Consider the following 13,632-nt stretch of genomic DNA (forward strand, 5'->3'; position numbering starts at 1 on the left):
GCGGAGCGACGGGAGCGTAACGCGACGCGAGAGCAGCGACGGGAGCGACTCAGTCGTCGGCCGGCAGTCCGTCCGGGTCGGCCGCCGGTGCGGGCGCGACGAGGCCGACGCGGACGCCGAAGCGCCGCCCCAGCGGGCCGAGCGCGTCGCGCTTCATGAACGCGAAGCCGGCGAGGATGAGCGCAAAGCCGGCGACGGTGACGGGGCCGAGGCGCTCGCCGAGGAACGCCCAGCCGGTGACGGCGGCGACGACCGGCGTGACGTAGTTGACGAGGCTGATTTCGACCGCGCCGATGCGGTCGAGCAGGACGAAGTAGGCGATGAAGCCGACGGCGCTGCACAGCACGGCCAAAAACAGCAGCGCGGCGACGACGACGGGCGTCCACGCCACGCTCGCGAGGCCGGGTTCGCCGAGGACGGGGCTCGTGACGTGGAGCATGGCCGCGCCGATGAGCATCATCCACGACTGCATCGGAACGACCGGCGGGTTGCCGGGCAGTCGCTTGACGAGTACCGAGCCGAACGCCCACGCCGCGGCGGCGAGAAACAGCAAGAGGACGCCGAGGAGTTGGCCGCCGACCGACCCGGACGCGAGGGCGATGACCACCGTTCCGGCCAGCCCCAGCAAGACGCCGAGGAAGCCGAACGCGTCGAGGCGCTCTTCGGGGAGCATCGGCCACGCGAAAAGCGGCGTGAGGACGGGCGCGAGGCTGATGACGATGGCCGAGACGCCGCTCGTCACGTACCGCTGGCCGGAGAACAGAAGCGAGAAGTGCGCGCCGATGAGGAGCGCGCCGCCGACGAAGACGACGAGCCACTCGTCGCGGCCGCGGGGCCGCCAGTCCTCCGCCGCGAGCAGGCCGTAGCCGAATAGCACGACGCCGGCCACGTCGTACCGGAGGGCGGCGAACAGCACGGGCGGGAGGGCGTCGAGTCCGACCTCGATAGCCATAAAGGAGGTCCCCCAGAGGACCGCGATGGTCGCGAACAGTGCGAGCGTCCGATTCGTTTGCGTATTGATAGACACGAGATATCGACCGTAGACCCAGGTGTTGAAACGGCTACCACGCCGCCGTACATCAAATTTCTCGGAGCCGAGATAGCACTCCTCTCGGGTCGTGTTGACAACCGTCTCAGCGTGGCGGAACGTCAGCGAAGCCGTCGGCGACCCGACGAACAAAGTAAGCTAGTTACGCGCGCCCCGAGAGAGACCGACCATGAGCATCCTTGAGGACGCGCGAGCGCTCGCGGAGAGCGGGCCGGTCTGCGACGCCTGTCTGGGCCGGGCCTTCGCCGAGCGCAGTTTCGGGCTGACGAACGCCGAGCGGGGCAAGTCGCTCCGGGTCGCCGCCGCCCTCGACGACGACGAACCGTACGAGGCCGTCGACACCGAGGACTGCTGGGTCTGCGAGGGAGCCTGCGCCGAGTTCGACGACTGGGCCGAGCGCTGTGCAGAGGCCATCGAGGACGTGGAAGTCGAGACGTACCAGGTCGGCACCCGCGCGCCGCCGCTCGTCGAGGAGAACGAACTGCTCCTCCGCGAGGGCGCGGGGCTCCCCGAGGACGCCGGCGAACTGTTCAAATCCGAGTTCAACCGCGAGGTCGGAAAGCGCGTGGGCCGGCTCACCGGCACCGAGGTGGACTTCACCCGTCCCGACGTGCAGTTCCTCCTCGACATCGAAGCCGACACCGTCGAGGCGCAACTCAACTCCGCGTTCGTCTACGGGCGCTACCGGAAGCTCGCCCGCGACATCCCGCAGACCGAGTGGCCCTGCCGCGAGTGCGACGGCTCGGGCTACAAGGGTAAAGAGCCGTGCGACTACTGCGGCGGCTCCGGCTACCTCTACGAGAACAGCGTCGAGGGCTTCGTCGCCCCCGTCGTGACGGACGTGATGGACGGCGTCGACGCGAAGTTCCACGGCGCGGGCCGCGAGGACGTGGACGCGCTCATGCTCGGCACGGGCCGACCGTTCGTGGTCGAAATCATGGAGCCGCGTCGCCGCACCGTCGACGTCGAACAGCTCGAAGGCGACATCAACGCGATGGCCGAGGGCGAAATCGAGGTCGAGGGGCTCCGACTCGCCACCTACGACATGGTCGAGCGCGTGAAGAAACTCGACGCGAGCAAGGAGTACCGCGCCGCCGTCGAGTTCGACGACGGCGTGACCGACGCGGAACTGGCGGCCGCGCTGGACGAACTCACCGGCGCGACCATCGAGCAGTACACCCCCAACCGCGTGGACCACCGCCGCGCGAGCATCACCCGCACCCGCCACGTCTACGACGCCACCGGCGACCTCGAAGACCCGCGCCACGCGACCGTCGAAATCCACGGCGAGGGCGGCCTCTACATCAAGGAACTCGTCTCCGGCGACGAGGGCCGAACCAACCCGAGCCTCGCCGGCATCCTCGACACGGGCGCGGTCGTCACCGCGCTCGACGTCATCGCGGTCGAAGGCGAGGACGAGCCGTTCGAGGACGACGCGTTCTTCAAGGACTGAATCGAGACGCCGGCGGGAGTCGGCGGGAACCGGTCTGGTCGGCGTCGCGGACCGCAACCTCTAATTTTCCACCCCAAGACCCGACCAGGTATGCACATCGGCGTCGACGAGGCCGGAAAGGGACCCGTGTTGGGTCCGATGGTCGCCGCGGCGGTCCGGGCGGACCCCGACGCCCTCCCGGACGGTATCGCCGACTCGAAGCGCCTCGCCCCCGAGCGGCGCGAGGAACTCGCCGCAGAGCTGCGAGAGCGCGACGACATCTCGGTCGGCGTCGCGTTCGTCGAGCCCGAGACCATCGACGACCCCGAGACGGACATGAACCTGCTGACCGTCCGGGCGCAGGTCGAAGCGGCCGCCGACGTCGCCGCCGACGCCGACGAACTCGTCTGCGACGCGGGCGACGTGAGCGAGTCGCGGTTCGGCCGTCGCGTCCGCGAGGGTCTGGCCGAGGCGGGCGTCTCGGTCGCGGTCCGCGCCCAGCACCGCGCGGACGACGAACACGCCATCGTCGGCGCGGCGAGCATCGTGGCGAAAGTCGAACGCGACCGACGGGTCGAGGCCATCGCTGACGAGTACGGCGAGGTCGGAAGCGGCTATCCGAGCGACGGGACGACCCGCGAGTTCCTGCGGGAGTACGTCCGCGACCACGGCATTCTGCCGGACTGCGCGCGGAAGTCGTGGTCGACGTGCGCCGACCTCGTGGCCGCGCACGAACAGTCGTCACTAGGGGATTTCTGAGGCGTCGGGGAACCGGCGGTGGAAAACGTGGAGGGCCGGTAGTTCGGAGGCGAATCGCGGAGACGATTACCGCATCTCGGCGAGCGCGACGTACGCGCCTTCCTGGGCGGAGAGCCACGTCGTCAGCAGCTCGTCTTCTGTGAGTCCTGCGGGGAAGATGGTGCACTCGTCGGGCGCGTCGTCGTACGGGGCGACGATAGCGACGAGTTCGTCGTCCGCGGCGTCGGAGCGCCGCAAGGCGTCCGGGCGGGTCGTCGTCGCGTCCGGGTCGTCGTGTCGAAGGGTCGTATCGTCCATGAGTGGAGTGCGTGCACCGTGATTACCGACGGGCGGCGGTTGCTTGGTTGCCGCTTCACTCAATATTTTATAGACAGTCTATATGATTCTGTCGGCGAATCCGCCCCGGTGAGGACGACCGAAACCGCCGCAGTCTGCCGATTCTGAAATAGAGAACACTCGTCCGGACACGGAGATATCAGCTTCGAGAATCGTCGAGGCCGCCCGAGCGGACGGAATCGCGACTTCGCGGTGTCCGGGGGGCGGTCGGGAAAAACGCGTCGGCCGAATCGAGGTCGGCCTCAGCGGTCCTCGGTCAGGAGGAGTCGGAGGATGTCACCGTACGCCGGGCGGGTGACGAGCACGCCGACGATGACGCCGAGGATGGTGAAGATGGCGAAGCCCTGGAGGTCACCGAGCGAGAGCACGGCGAGCGGGCTCATGGCGATGATGGTCGTCGCGGCGGCGGCACCGATGACCCAGAAGGCGCGGCGGAACCGCGACTGGAAGACCTTGCGGGACTTCACGGAGCCTTCGCCCATCACCTCGTCGGCGATGATGATGAGGTCGTCCACCCCGGTCCCGATGACGGCGATGAAGCCGGCGATGACGGAAAGGTCGAGCGGGTAGCCGATGGCCGCGGCGAATCCGAGGAGGATATACACCTCGGAGAGGCCGGTGACGATCATCGGCAGGGCGACCTGCGGTTTGCCGTAGCGGATGAAGACGACGCCCGCGACCGCGAGCACCGCGACGATGCCCGTGATGAGCGAGTCGAACTTGAAGCTCTCACCCTGGCTCGGGGAGATGTACGACGAGGTGCCGCTATCCTCGCCCGAGAGGTCGAGGCGGGCCGGCAGCGCGCCGGCGCGAAGGTTGATGGCGATTTCCTGCGCCTCGGACGTGTTGCGCGTCTGGAGCTGGAAGCTCGGCGCTCCGGCCCACTCGCCGGCCCGCATGGTGTCGGCGAGCCCGCCGCTCATACCGAAGGCGTTGACGACCTCGCCGTTGACGACGAGCAGGAGACAGCCCTCGGTCGTGTTCCGACCGCCGTCTTCCATGTAGGTACACCGCGTCCCGCCGGGTTGGGCGAGGCCGGTGTCCTGAACTGCCGTCTGGAACTCCGCCGCGGGGTCGTCGCGGACGGAGACGGGGACGAACGCCCCGCTTCCGGTCTGGGACTCCTGTGCGGTCCCGATGGAGGTGAAGTCGGCCTGCGTCAGGACGGCCTCGCGCGTCTCGTAGGTCCGCGAGCCGTTGTCCGTTCCGGTCGGGTAGTAGATGTCGATTTGGACCGTCCCGCGCTCGCCGACGAGGTCGACGACGTCGGACTGGTCGCGGTTGGGGACCTCGACGAGGATGAAGTGCTCGCCCGTCGCCGTGGTCACCTGCTGGACCGTCCCGCCGGAGAGGCCGGCCTCGTTAATCTTCGACTGGAGGACGCGAACCGTCTCGGCGCGGGTCGTCCCGGTGACGCCGTCTCTGACCTCGCCGTGGGCGTAGCCCGCGGCGTCGAGCGCGGCGCTCAGGTCGTCGGCCGTGACGTTCTCGATGGTCGCTTCGACCGTGCTGGACTCAGCGCCCGTGCGGGCGATGATGTCCGCGGCGTCGGCACCGGCTATCTGGGCGGCGACCTGCCGTTCGACGACGCGCTCGGAGTCGCCTTCGAACTCGACGTCTTCGGCGGTGACGCCGACGAGCGGCGCGCGGATGCGCGTCCCGCCGTCGAGTTGGAGACCGAACTGGAGGTTCGTCGCGCTGTCGTCCTCGCCGATTGGGGACTGATTGCCCATCGTCGGCGAGAAGAGGGCGAACGTCGATAGCAGGATGGCCACGACGAGGAAGATGACCCGCCAGTTGTCGCGGAGCGTGCTCATCGAGCCACCCCCTCGAACTTGTACCAGCGAAGGAGGGTCACGTTCAGCATGTAGGTGTTCATCAGGTCGGCGGTGAGGCCGAACACGAGGACCGTCCCGATGGCGGCGAGCAGTTGAATCCCGAACAGCGTCGCCGTGATGGTCATGACGATCATCGCCGCGATGGACGTGAGCGTCATGGTCACGCCGGTGCGCATGGCGCGCGCGGTCGACTCGTAGAAGTCACCGGAGCGCCGGAGGACGTGATTGTTCAGGAGGATGTCCGAGTCCACCGAGTACCCGATGAGCATCAGGAGCGCCGCGACGGTCCCCAGCGACAGTTCGATGCCGAAGAGGTTCATCAGCGCCACCGGGATGACGATGTCGGAGAACGCCGAGAGGACGACCGCGATGGAGGGGACAAAGGAGCGGAACATGGCGAACACGAGGACGCTCATGCCCGCGAAGGCGACCGCGAGGCCGCCGAGGGCGAGCAGTTGCGTCTCGCCGCCGAAGTTAGCCGACACGGCGTCGATAGACCTGACTTCGAAGCCGGCGTCCTCGGCCTGCGTCTGGAGTTCGGTCGATGTCGCGCTCCCCGACTGGAACGTCACGACGTAGGTTCCGTCGGCCGCGACGGAGCGAATCGATTCGGGCTGGCTATCGAAGGCCGCGGCGACCTCGCTTTGCGGGGCATCCGTTGCGATGCGGAGTTCGGTACCGCCGGTGAAGTCGACGCCCGGATTCACCGGCGCACCAGTCGCGACGTACCACCCTCCGATGACCAGTAGGGCCACCGCGAGGACCGCGAGGGGGACGGCCGCGAGTTGGCGATTCGTGTACCGGGTGTAGTCTACCTCCGGTACCGTAAACTCAACCATGGGTTGCGGTCCTGAGCGGTGCGGAATAAGGTTTCTTATCCGCGGACGATTTCGGCCGCGGCGCGGTCTGGCGAGCGCGCGGCGAACCCGCGACAGGCCCATAGTCGTTGGCCGACAATCGTGAACTATGACGACCGAACCGACGGCGACCCGCGTGGTCGTCTCCTTCCCCGACGAACTCAGCGCGTGGGGCCACGACCAGCTGACCGCCGACCGCTTCGTGACCTACCTGCGACGGGTCCACGAGGACGCCGCGCCGGGCGACGAGTGGGAAGAGTTCCTCGACGTTGGCTGTTGCGGCGACTCGCTGACGCTGACGCTCCGCGTGGAGGAACTCGACCCCGAAGGGGCGACCCGCATCGACGACGAGACGACAGTCGAGTTCGTCGAGCGCGAGGGGAGCGTCCACGGCGGCTGGTGCGTCCAGAGCGCGGACGGGCCGGTCTCCTCGACGGCGGAACAGCGGTAGAACGCGAGACGAACTCCGGGGTGAAAACCGACCTGTCAGGGCATGTAGCGGACCGCGACGACGCCCGGCTGCGAGCGGATTTCGACGCGGTTCACGTCGAGTCTGGCGGCCCGCGAGAGCAGGCCTTCTCTGTCGTCGAGGATGTCGTCGACGGCCTGTTCGGTCATGTCGTCGGGGACCGACAGGACGTGAATCTCGCCGGTTCCGGCGCGTTCCTCGCGGACGAGTTCGCCGTCGGGGTTGTCGGCGGCGATGTCCCGGGAGTTCGTCGTCGGCGACTCGGTCGAGCGCTCGACGGAGACGGTCCAGCGCGACTCGACCTCCACGAGCTGCCACGAGACGTTCATCGGCGGGTCGGGCGCGACGGTCCCGTGGACGGCTTCGTCCTCGGAGACGCCGGGGTTCGACGAGAGCGCGTGGACCTGCCCGGAGTGAACGTCCTTCAGGACGGCCGACTCCTCGTCGGCGGCGGTGACGAGAAACGTTCCCGTTCGCTCGGACTCGGCCTCGGTGTCGGTCTCGGACTCGGTCATCACCCGCTGTACGCCACCGGGCCTTTTCCCCGTTTCGGGCGCTGACGGCGGCGTGTGGCACCGATACCCACGGCGACGGTGGGCTTTTCTCGCGGCGCTTCGAGGCGACTGACGATGCCCGCGCTCTGGCGGTTGACCCGGACCGAGACGGCCCGCCGCGTCTACGACGCGCTCAAGGCCCGCGGCCTCACGGCGACGCAGATGGACGAGTACGTCGCGGACGCCGCCGCGGCGGACGCCGACCGCGACCCCCCGTCGGGAGTCGAGATTCGCGCGCTCGACCCCGCGGAGACGCGTCGATTCGAGGGGCGTTACGACGCGTTTTCCGAACTCCGAGACGACGAGACGGCGGTGTGCGCGTTCGACGCCGAGAGCGGAGAGAGAGACGGCGAGGGCGGTGAGAACGGTGAAGCCGCGGACTCCGACCTCGTCGGATACCTCTTTCTCGGTGACCCCGGCCTGACGTACCACGTCCACCCGCTGGAGGCCGACGTGACGTTCCCCGGCGGCTACGTCCGCCGGGTGTTCGTCGCGCCCGAGGCGCGGAACCGCGGCGTCGCCACCGCGCTCGTCTCGCGGGCCGTCGCCGTCGCCGGCGAACGGGGAGCCGAGACGGTCCACGCGCTCGTCGCCCGCGACAACCGACCCTCGCAGTGGACCTTCGAGAGCGTCGGCTTCCGAGTCGCCCGCACCCGGGCGTACTACCGGGTCGGCCCGTGGCGACGCCGGCGCGTCAAACCGCGTTCATAGCGGTACAGAACAGTCAGTGACGTCCCGAGCGCTCCGTTCGGGAACGTTAGTATATAGATATTTGATTTATATATACTATATCGGTTAAATTTATACTCGGTCGACCGAGTGTGTCTGACAGACAGGCATGACGGACGAACTCAGGTCAGCAGTTCGCGGGAGGCTGGACGCGGTCGACGCGCGGGCGAGCGAGGTCGTGCGCTCATCGACGGGGGAGAACATGATTTCGCGGCTCGGGACCGCGGACTGGTTGAGTCTGGGCGCGCTCTTCTGGGCGTGGGTCGGCGCGATACTGTTCGTGTCGGGCGAGCCGAACTGGGCCATCGTGGCCGTCCTCGCCGGCTTCGCCTTCGACAAGGCCGACGGCTACTACGCCCGCAAAACCGGGACCGCCTCGGCGTTCGGCCGACAGATAGACTCGTTTATCGACATCTTCGCGTACCTCGTGTCGGCGGCGCTCCTGTACCACGTCGCGCTCGCGCCCAACCCGGCCGTGAGCGCCGTCGTCGGCTTCGTCGTCCTCACCTTCGGCGGCCTGCGACTCATCCGCCACAACAGCGAGGGCTTCGGCGACGAGGGCGGTACCTCGTACTACCACGGGACGACGGTCGTCCACACGCACCTCGTCGTACTGGCGAACTACTTCCTCCTCCAGTTCGTCCCGCTGTGGAACGGCTGGGTCGCGGGCGCGACAATCGTGGCGGTCTGTCCGCTCATGACCTCCGACTACAAGGCGTACAAGACCGACGCGGGCCACGTCCTCGTCGGCGTCGCCGGCGTCCTGACGGTCGTCGGCTGCCTCGCGCTCGAATTCGGCGTGGTATGAGCGGTCGGCCGCAGGGCTCGCGGGGGCCACAGACGCTCGCGGTGGACCTCCACGTCCACACCGACGCCTCCTACGACTGCGAGATGTCGGTCGAGGCGGTGTTGGCCCGCGCGGCGGCGGTCGGCCTCGACGCGGTCGCCATCACCGACCACGACTCGGTCGGGTCGCTCCCGCGGGCGTTCGACATCGCCCACGAGTACGGCGTCCGGGTCGTCCCCGGCGTCGAGGTCTCGACGGCCGACGGCCACCTCCTCGCGCTCGGGGTCGACGACCCGCCGGCGACGAGGCGACCGCTCTCGGAGACGGCACGAGAGGTCCGCGAGGCGGGCGGACTCGCGGTCGTGCCGCACCCGTTTCAGACGTTCCGACACGGCGCGTCCCGGCGGACGATTCGGGACGTTGACGCCATCGAGGCCATCGAGGCGTACAACGCCCACACGCTCACCGGATTCAGAAACGGACAGGCGCGGCGCTACGCCCGCCGGCAGGGACTCCCGGGCACGGGCGGGAGCGATGCCCACCGGCCCACGCTGGTCGGACAGGCGTACACGGCCGTCTCGGTCGAGGCGGACGGCGGCGTCACGACGGACGCCATCTTGGAGGGGATTCGCGCCGGGCGAACCGTCGCTCGCGGGACGCGGACGACCGCCCGCCAGTACCTGCGGAAGTACGCGCTGAACGCCCGGCTCAAGACCGCCTCGTTCCTGTGACCGGTCGCCTGTTCGACTCGCCCGCGGCGCGGAACGCGGCGCTCGTCAGAATCGGGGCCGTCGCGGTCGCTTTCGCGGCCGTCGCGGTCGGCGTCGCCGTGTTCGCCCCGCGCCTCGCCGACCCGGCGTGGGTCCGCTCGGCCGTCGAGTCGACCGGCCCGTTCGCCCCGCTGGTGTTCGTCGGTATCCAGACGCTTCAGGTGATTCTCGCGCCGATTCCCGGCCAAGCGCTCGCCGCCGTCGGCGGCTATCTGTTCGGGACGGTCGCCGGCACGGCGTACAGCATGGTCGGCGTCGTCGCCGGAAGCGCCATCGTCTTCCTGCTCGCCCGGCGCTTCGGCCGGCCCGCGGTCGAGCGTCTCGTCGCCGACGACGCCCTCGCGCGGTTCGACGGCTTCGCCGACCGCCGGGGCGTCGCCGGCCTGTTCGTCCTGTTTCTCCTGCCCGCGTTCCCGGACGACGCGCTCTGTGCACTCGCTGGGCTCTCGCCGCTTCGACTGCGGACGCTCGTCGTCCTCGTCGCCGTCGGTCGCCTGCCCACGTTCGCGCTCGCCGCGGCCGCCGGGCAGAACGCGGGCGCGGCGAACTACGAGGCGGTGGCGCTCCTCGTCGGAATCGGCGTCGTCGCCTCGGCGGTCGTCTACCGCTACCGCGACGAGTTGGCGGCGAGGGTCGGCTGAGAAAACGCGCGGGTCGCGGTTAGCGAAGCAGTCGGTGAATCCCGTAGATGCCCGCCGCGCACGCGACCGGCGGGACGAGGCCGTAGAGCGCGGGCAGGTCGTAGAGGAGTCGGACGACCGGAACGAGCGCCGAGACGGTCACGGGGCCCACGGTAAACGGCTCGGCCGGCGTCTGAAGCTCCGCGGGAACCGACGCGAGAAGCCCCACGTACACCGACAGCATGAACACGAAGCCCGCGAGCGCGAGGCTCAGGTCGTACCGCGGCTTCGACCCGGTGCGGCGGTGTCGGCGGGCGACGAACAGTATCGGGGCGACGAGCGGCGCGACGACGAACAGCCCCACGAGGACGTAGAACGACCGCGAGAGGGTGAGCGACCCGCCGGGGACGCCGGCGGTCGCACCGATGAGGACCACGAGTCCGAAGGCGACGAACAACGAGACGATGCCCGTCGCCAGCGCACCGACGAGCACGTAGCACTTGAACAGCCACGACTCGCTGTGCCGGAAGGCGTACGGGAACGCGCCGATGACGCCGCCGTAGTCGTCTGCCATCGGTCGCCCTTGGGAGCGGCCGCGATTAAAGCGACCGGTGTCGTTTTGACGCCGGGCGACGCGGCATCCGGTATGCAGGTAGACCTCGGAAACGTCCTCGACACGGCGCCGGCCCACGGCGTCTCGCGCGAGGCGCTCGACCGACTCGACGACCGCGTCGCGGCCGCTCACGACCGCATCGAACGCGGCCGAGCGGCCGGCGAACACGGCTACGAATCGCTGAACCTCCCGAACACCACCGACCCCGCGGCGATTCGCGACGCAGTGAGCCGGTTCGACGACCCCTCGGCGGTCGTCACGGTCGGCATCGGCGGGAGCGCCCTCGGCGCGGCCACCCTCACCGACGCGCTCGAAAGCGACGTGGACGCCTACTACCTCGATAACGTCGACCCCGAGGCCGTCGAGCGCCTCCTCGACTCGCTCGACCTCGCATCGACCGTCGTCAACGTCGTCTCGCGGTCCGGCACGACCGCCGAGACGCTGGCGAACTTCCTCGTCGTCCGGGAGGCCATGGCCGACGCGGGCGTCGACTGGACCGACCGGACGTTCGTCACGACCGGCGAGGAGGGGAACCTCCGCGACCTCGCGGACAAACACGACCTCCCGTCGCTCCCCGTCCCGGACGGCGTGCCCGGCCGGTTTTCGGTGCTCTCGACGGTCGGCCTCGCCGCCGCCGCCCTCTGCGGTCACGACATCGAGGCGGTCTTGGAGGGCGCGGCCGCACAGGAAGCGCGCCTGTCTGACTCGCTTTTCGACTCGCCGGCGTACGCCTACGGCGCGGTGTCCTACGCGCTCGCCGAGCGCGGCATGCAGCAGAACGCGATGATGCCCTACGCGGAATCGCTCGAAACGTTCTCCGAGTGGTTCGCCCAGCTGTGGGCCGAGTCGCTCGGGAAGGACGGCCTCGGCCAGACGCCCCTGCGGGCGCTCGGCGCGACCGACCAGCACTCCCAGCTTCAACTGTACCGCGCCGGCCCGCGCGACAAGTTCGTGACGCTCGTCCGCGCCGCGGAGCGCGACGACGTCGCCATCCCCGAGACCGACCTCGACGGCCTCGCGTACCTCGGCGGCTCGTCGCTCGGTGACCTGCTCGACGCCGAGTTCGAAGCGACCGAGGCGAGCCTCGCCGCGGCCGGCCGGCCGAGCGTCCGTATCGAACTCGACCGCGTCGACGAGTACGGACTGGGCGAACTGCTCTACGCGATGGAGGCCGCCTGCGTCCTCTACGGCGAACTCGCCAGCGTGGACACGTTCGTCCAGCCGGCGGTCGAGTGGGGCAAACGCGCCGCCCGCGGCCTGCTCGGCGGCGGCGACTTCGAGGAGGCCGACGCGGTCGAAGAGAAGTCGCGGCTGGTCGTCGAGTAGTCGGAGCGAGCGGCGCACGGCGACCACGGCCGAGACTCGGCTTTTGCGACGACGACCGAACGGCCAACCAGCGACGACGACCGAACAGTCCACGGGGTGGGACTGAAAGGGGCCGCGGGGGCTTTCGAGGGGGTCCAACAGACCGGTCCTCCGCTCGAAACGACGCAACCGACACAGACGCACGTGACTCCACGGAGTCACGAGAATCGACCCGAATCGATTATCCGACCCCGTTCCGAAGGGGGGACAATGGCACACGACACCGCCCGCACGTCTGCGAGCCTCGCAGACCACCTCCAGGCGTACGGTGGCATCATCATCGTCGTCGCCCTTTCGCTCCTCGTCGGCGCGACGTTCGGCTCGCTCGCCGGCGGCCTCGCTCGCGGCGTGGTGCCGGGCGATACCGCGCTCATCGGCGCGATAGAGAGCGCCGGACAGTTCGTCGGCTTCGGCGTCGTCGGCGCGGGCTACCTCGCCGCCCGCGACGACTGGGAACTGATTCGGTTCGAGCGACCGACCGCGCGCGACGCCCTGTGGATTGCGGGGGGATTCGTCGCCGTGATGGGCGTCTACCTCGGCGCGTCGGCGCTGATGTCCGCGCTCGGCATCCAGAGCGGCGACAGCGTCATCGCCCAGCAGGGCCGCGAGAACCCGGCGTACTTCCTGTATCTCACGGTCGTCACCATCGTCCTCGTCGGTCCGGCGGAGGAGCTTATCTTCCGCGGCATCGCCTTCGGCGAACTCCGGCGGCTGTGGGGGCCCGCCCCGGCGGTCGTCCTGTCGAGTCTGGTGTTCGCGTCGATTCACCTCTGGTCGTTCTCCGGCGAGGGGCTGTACGTCTCGTTGGGGATGGTGCTCGTCCTCGGGAGCGTCCTCGCGGTCGTCTACGAGCGAAGCGGGAACCTGCTCGTCGTCGCGCTGGTCCACGGGCTGTACAACGCGGTCCAGTTCCTCGTGAGCTACGCGCAGGCGACCGGGCTGGTCTGAAAAAGCGGCATCGAACCGCGGGCGGCGACCGGCTTACGCCGGGTTCTTCCGCGACAGCTCCATCCCGCAGATGGGACAGCGCTCTTTGTCCTCGTCGAACTCGCGGCCGCAGCCCTGACACTGGAACTTCCAAGTTCGCTGTTCCGCGATGCCGTCTTGGGCGATGACTTCGACGCCGACGTTGAGCCGTTCGGCGACGTTCTGCATCGCGTAGTCATCGGTGACGAGCGTCGCGTCGAGTTCGAACGCGGCGGCGATGAGGCGCGTGTCGGTCTCCGAGAGCACGTCGCGGTCGCCGGTCTCGCCCGCGGCGCGGAGCACCTTGTCCACGGTTCCCTGTCCGGGGATGTGGACGTACATGCCCGCGCCTTCGAGGGCGTCGAAGCGGAAGGCGTGCTCGCCGGTGAGTTCTTCTTTGACGAGGGGAATCGAGGCCGTCTCGTCGTCGGTGTGGTACTCGTGGATGAACGCAGACGCGTCGAGAATCCGCATTGAGAATCTATCCTG

At 69.0% G+C, this 13,632-nt stretch carries 16 protein-coding genes; 9 read left to right on the plus strand and 7 right to left on the minus strand.

Annotation, left to right across the window (positions count from 1 at the left end; translation table 11 throughout):
* Positions 1-49: 49 nt before the first annotated feature.
* Positions 50-1,027 carry a DMT family transporter gene (locus DVK03_RS13330; RefSeq protein ID WP_006601151.1) on the minus strand — a complete coding sequence of 326 codons (978 nt, stop codon included), beginning with the start codon at positions 1,025-1,027 and terminating at the stop codon, positions 50-52.
* Positions 1,028-1,217: 190 nt separating this feature from the next.
* Here DVK03_RS13330 and DVK03_RS13335 point away from each other — a divergent pair, with 190 nt between their 5' ends.
* Both DVK03_RS13335 and rnhB read left to right on the plus strand, forming a co-directional pair.
* On the plus strand, positions 1,218-2,501 hold the full coding sequence (locus tag DVK03_RS13335; RefSeq protein WP_115803214.1) for a tRNA pseudouridine(54/55) synthase Pus10: 1,284 nt from the start codon (positions 1,218-1,220) through the stop codon (positions 2,499-2,501).
* Positions 2,502-2,591: 90 nt separating this feature from the next.
* Complete coding sequence (rnhB, locus tag DVK03_RS13340) at positions 2,592-3,239, plus strand: ribonuclease HII (RefSeq protein ID WP_115803215.1); 648 nt, start codon at positions 2,592-2,594, stop codon at positions 3,237-3,239.
* A gap of 66 nt (positions 3,240-3,305) precedes the next feature.
* Here the strand turns inward: rnhB and DVK03_RS13345 are convergent, their stop codons facing one another.
* The 3 genes from DVK03_RS13345 to secF form a co-directional block, all read right to left on the minus strand.
* Complete coding sequence (locus DVK03_RS13345; RefSeq protein WP_004041856.1) at positions 3,306-3,536, minus strand: hypothetical protein; 231 nt, start codon at positions 3,534-3,536, stop codon at positions 3,306-3,308.
* Positions 3,537-3,817: 281 nt separating this feature from the next.
* Complete coding sequence (secD, locus tag DVK03_RS13350) at positions 3,818-5,392, minus strand: preprotein translocase subunit SecD (protein WP_004062926.1); 1,575 nt, start codon at positions 5,390-5,392, stop codon at positions 3,818-3,820.
* Positions 5,389-6,252 (minus strand): protein translocase subunit SecF, encoded by an 864-nt coding sequence (secF, locus tag DVK03_RS13355; RefSeq protein WP_004062927.1) that lies wholly within the window; start codon positions 6,250-6,252, stop codon positions 5,389-5,391. Before secF ends, secD begins: the two co-directional genes overlap by 4 nt.
* Positions 6,253-6,379: 127 nt before the next feature.
* Between secF and DVK03_RS13360 the strand changes: the two genes are divergently transcribed.
* Positions 6,380-6,721 (plus strand): hypothetical protein, encoded by a 342-nt coding sequence (locus DVK03_RS13360; protein ID WP_115803217.1) that lies wholly within the window; start codon positions 6,380-6,382, stop codon positions 6,719-6,721.
* Positions 6,722-6,756: 35 nt separating this feature from the next.
* Here the strand turns inward: DVK03_RS13360 and DVK03_RS13365 are convergent, their stop codons facing one another.
* Positions 6,757-7,254 carry a DUF5812 family protein gene (locus DVK03_RS13365; RefSeq protein WP_115803218.1) on the minus strand — a complete coding sequence of 166 codons (498 nt, stop codon included), beginning with the start codon at positions 7,252-7,254 and terminating at the stop codon, positions 6,757-6,759.
* Positions 7,255-7,368: 114 nt separating this feature from the next.
* Between DVK03_RS13365 and DVK03_RS13370 the strand changes: the two genes are divergently transcribed.
* The 4 genes from DVK03_RS13370 (at position 7,369) to DVK03_RS13385 (ending at position 10,220) form a co-directional block, all read left to right on the plus strand.
* Positions 7,369-8,004: a GNAT family N-acetyltransferase gene (locus tag DVK03_RS13370; RefSeq protein WP_006601149.1), complete on the plus strand. Its 636-nt coding sequence runs from the start codon at positions 7,369-7,371 to the stop codon at positions 8,002-8,004.
* A gap of 127 nt (positions 8,005-8,131) precedes the next feature.
* On the plus strand, positions 8,132-8,830 hold the full coding sequence (locus DVK03_RS13375; RefSeq protein ID WP_004062931.1) for a phosphatidylcholine/phosphatidylserine synthase: 699 nt from the start codon (positions 8,132-8,134) through the stop codon (positions 8,828-8,830).
* Entirely contained in the window at positions 8,827-9,540 is a 714-nt protein-coding gene (locus tag DVK03_RS13380) for a PHP domain-containing protein (RefSeq protein WP_115803219.1), read from the plus strand. The genes DVK03_RS13375 and DVK03_RS13380 overlap by 4 nt, the downstream gene beginning before the upstream one ends.
* Positions 9,537-10,220: a TVP38/TMEM64 family protein gene (locus tag DVK03_RS13385; RefSeq protein ID WP_006601147.1), complete on the plus strand. Its 684-nt coding sequence runs from the start codon at positions 9,537-9,539 to the stop codon at positions 10,218-10,220. The genes DVK03_RS13380 and DVK03_RS13385 overlap by 4 nt, the downstream gene beginning before the upstream one ends.
* 19 nt (positions 10,221-10,239) lie before the next feature.
* Here the strand turns inward: DVK03_RS13385 and DVK03_RS13390 are convergent, their stop codons facing one another.
* Positions 10,240-10,773 (minus strand): hypothetical protein, encoded by a 534-nt coding sequence (locus tag DVK03_RS13390; RefSeq protein WP_004041847.1) that lies wholly within the window; start codon positions 10,771-10,773, stop codon positions 10,240-10,242.
* A 72-nt stretch (positions 10,774-10,845) separates the two neighbouring features.
* Here DVK03_RS13390 and DVK03_RS13395 point away from each other — a divergent pair, with 72 nt between their 5' ends.
* Together DVK03_RS13395 and DVK03_RS13400 are read left to right on the plus strand one after the other, a co-directional pair.
* The gene (locus tag DVK03_RS13395) at positions 10,846-12,138 is read left to right on the plus strand and encodes a hypothetical protein (protein ID WP_004062935.1); all 1,293 of its coding nucleotides are present in this window, start codon (positions 10,846-10,848) and stop codon (positions 12,136-12,138) included.
* Positions 12,139-12,387: 249 nt separating this feature from the next.
* Positions 12,388-13,125, plus strand: a complete 738-nt coding sequence (locus DVK03_RS13400) for a CPBP family intramembrane glutamic endopeptidase (protein ID WP_115803221.1) — start codon at positions 12,388-12,390, stop codon at positions 13,123-13,125.
* Positions 13,126-13,158: 33 nt separating this feature from the next.
* Here DVK03_RS13400 and DVK03_RS13405 read toward each other — a convergent pair whose 3' ends face one another.
* The gene (locus tag DVK03_RS13405; protein WP_004062937.1) at positions 13,159-13,617 is read right to left on the minus strand and encodes an NOB1 family endonuclease; all 459 of its coding nucleotides are present in this window, start codon (positions 13,615-13,617) and stop codon (positions 13,159-13,161) included.
* Positions 13,618-13,632 lie beyond the last annotated feature (15 nt).

This window comes from Haloferax sp. Atlit-109R (genome assembly GCF_003665865.1).
Taxonomy (GTDB): Archaea; Halobacteriota; Halobacteria; order Halobacteriales; family Haloferacaceae; genus Haloferax; species Haloferax volcanii.

Bases quoted from the DNA above. Each gene is read 5' to 3' on its own strand.
- DVK03_RS13335 (WP_115803214.1), top strand. From the start codon at position 1,218: ATGAGCATCCTTGAGGACGCGCGAGCGCTCGCGGAGAGCGGGCCGGTC.
- rnhB (WP_115803215.1), top strand. From the start codon at position 2,592: ATGCACATCGGCGTCGACGAGGCCGGAAAGGGACCCGTGTTGGGTCCG.
- DVK03_RS13345 (WP_004041856.1), bottom strand. From the start codon at position 3,536: ATGGACGATACGACCCTTCGACACGACGACCCGGACGCGACGACGACC.
- secD (WP_004062926.1), bottom strand. From the start codon at position 5,392: ATGAGCACGCTCCGCGACAACTGGCGGGTCATCTTCCTCGTCGTGGCC.
- secF (WP_004062927.1), bottom strand. From the start codon at position 6,252: ATGGTTGAGTTTACGGTACCGGAGGTAGACTACACCCGGTACACGAAT.
- DVK03_RS13360 (WP_115803217.1), top strand. From the start codon at position 6,380: ATGACGACCGAACCGACGGCGACCCGCGTGGTCGTCTCCTTCCCCGAC.
- DVK03_RS13365 (WP_115803218.1), bottom strand. From the start codon at position 7,254: ATGACCGAGTCCGAGACCGACACCGAGGCCGAGTCCGAGCGAACGGGA.
- DVK03_RS13370 (WP_006601149.1), top strand. From the start codon at position 7,369: ATGCCCGCGCTCTGGCGGTTGACCCGGACCGAGACGGCCCGCCGCGTC.
- DVK03_RS13375 (WP_004062931.1), top strand. From the start codon at position 8,132: ATGACGGACGAACTCAGGTCAGCAGTTCGCGGGAGGCTGGACGCGGTC.
- DVK03_RS13380 (WP_115803219.1), top strand. From the start codon at position 8,827: ATGAGCGGTCGGCCGCAGGGCTCGCGGGGGCCACAGACGCTCGCGGTG.
- DVK03_RS13390 (WP_004041847.1), bottom strand. From the start codon at position 10,773: ATGGCAGACGACTACGGCGGCGTCATCGGCGCGTTCCCGTACGCCTTC.
- DVK03_RS13395 (WP_004062935.1), top strand. From the start codon at position 10,846: ATGCAGGTAGACCTCGGAAACGTCCTCGACACGGCGCCGGCCCACGGC.
- DVK03_RS13400 (WP_115803221.1), top strand. From the start codon at position 12,388: ATGGCACACGACACCGCCCGCACGTCTGCGAGCCTCGCAGACCACCTC.
- DVK03_RS13405 (WP_004062937.1), bottom strand. From the start codon at position 13,617: ATGCGGATTCTCGACGCGTCTGCGTTCATCCACGAGTACCACACCGAC.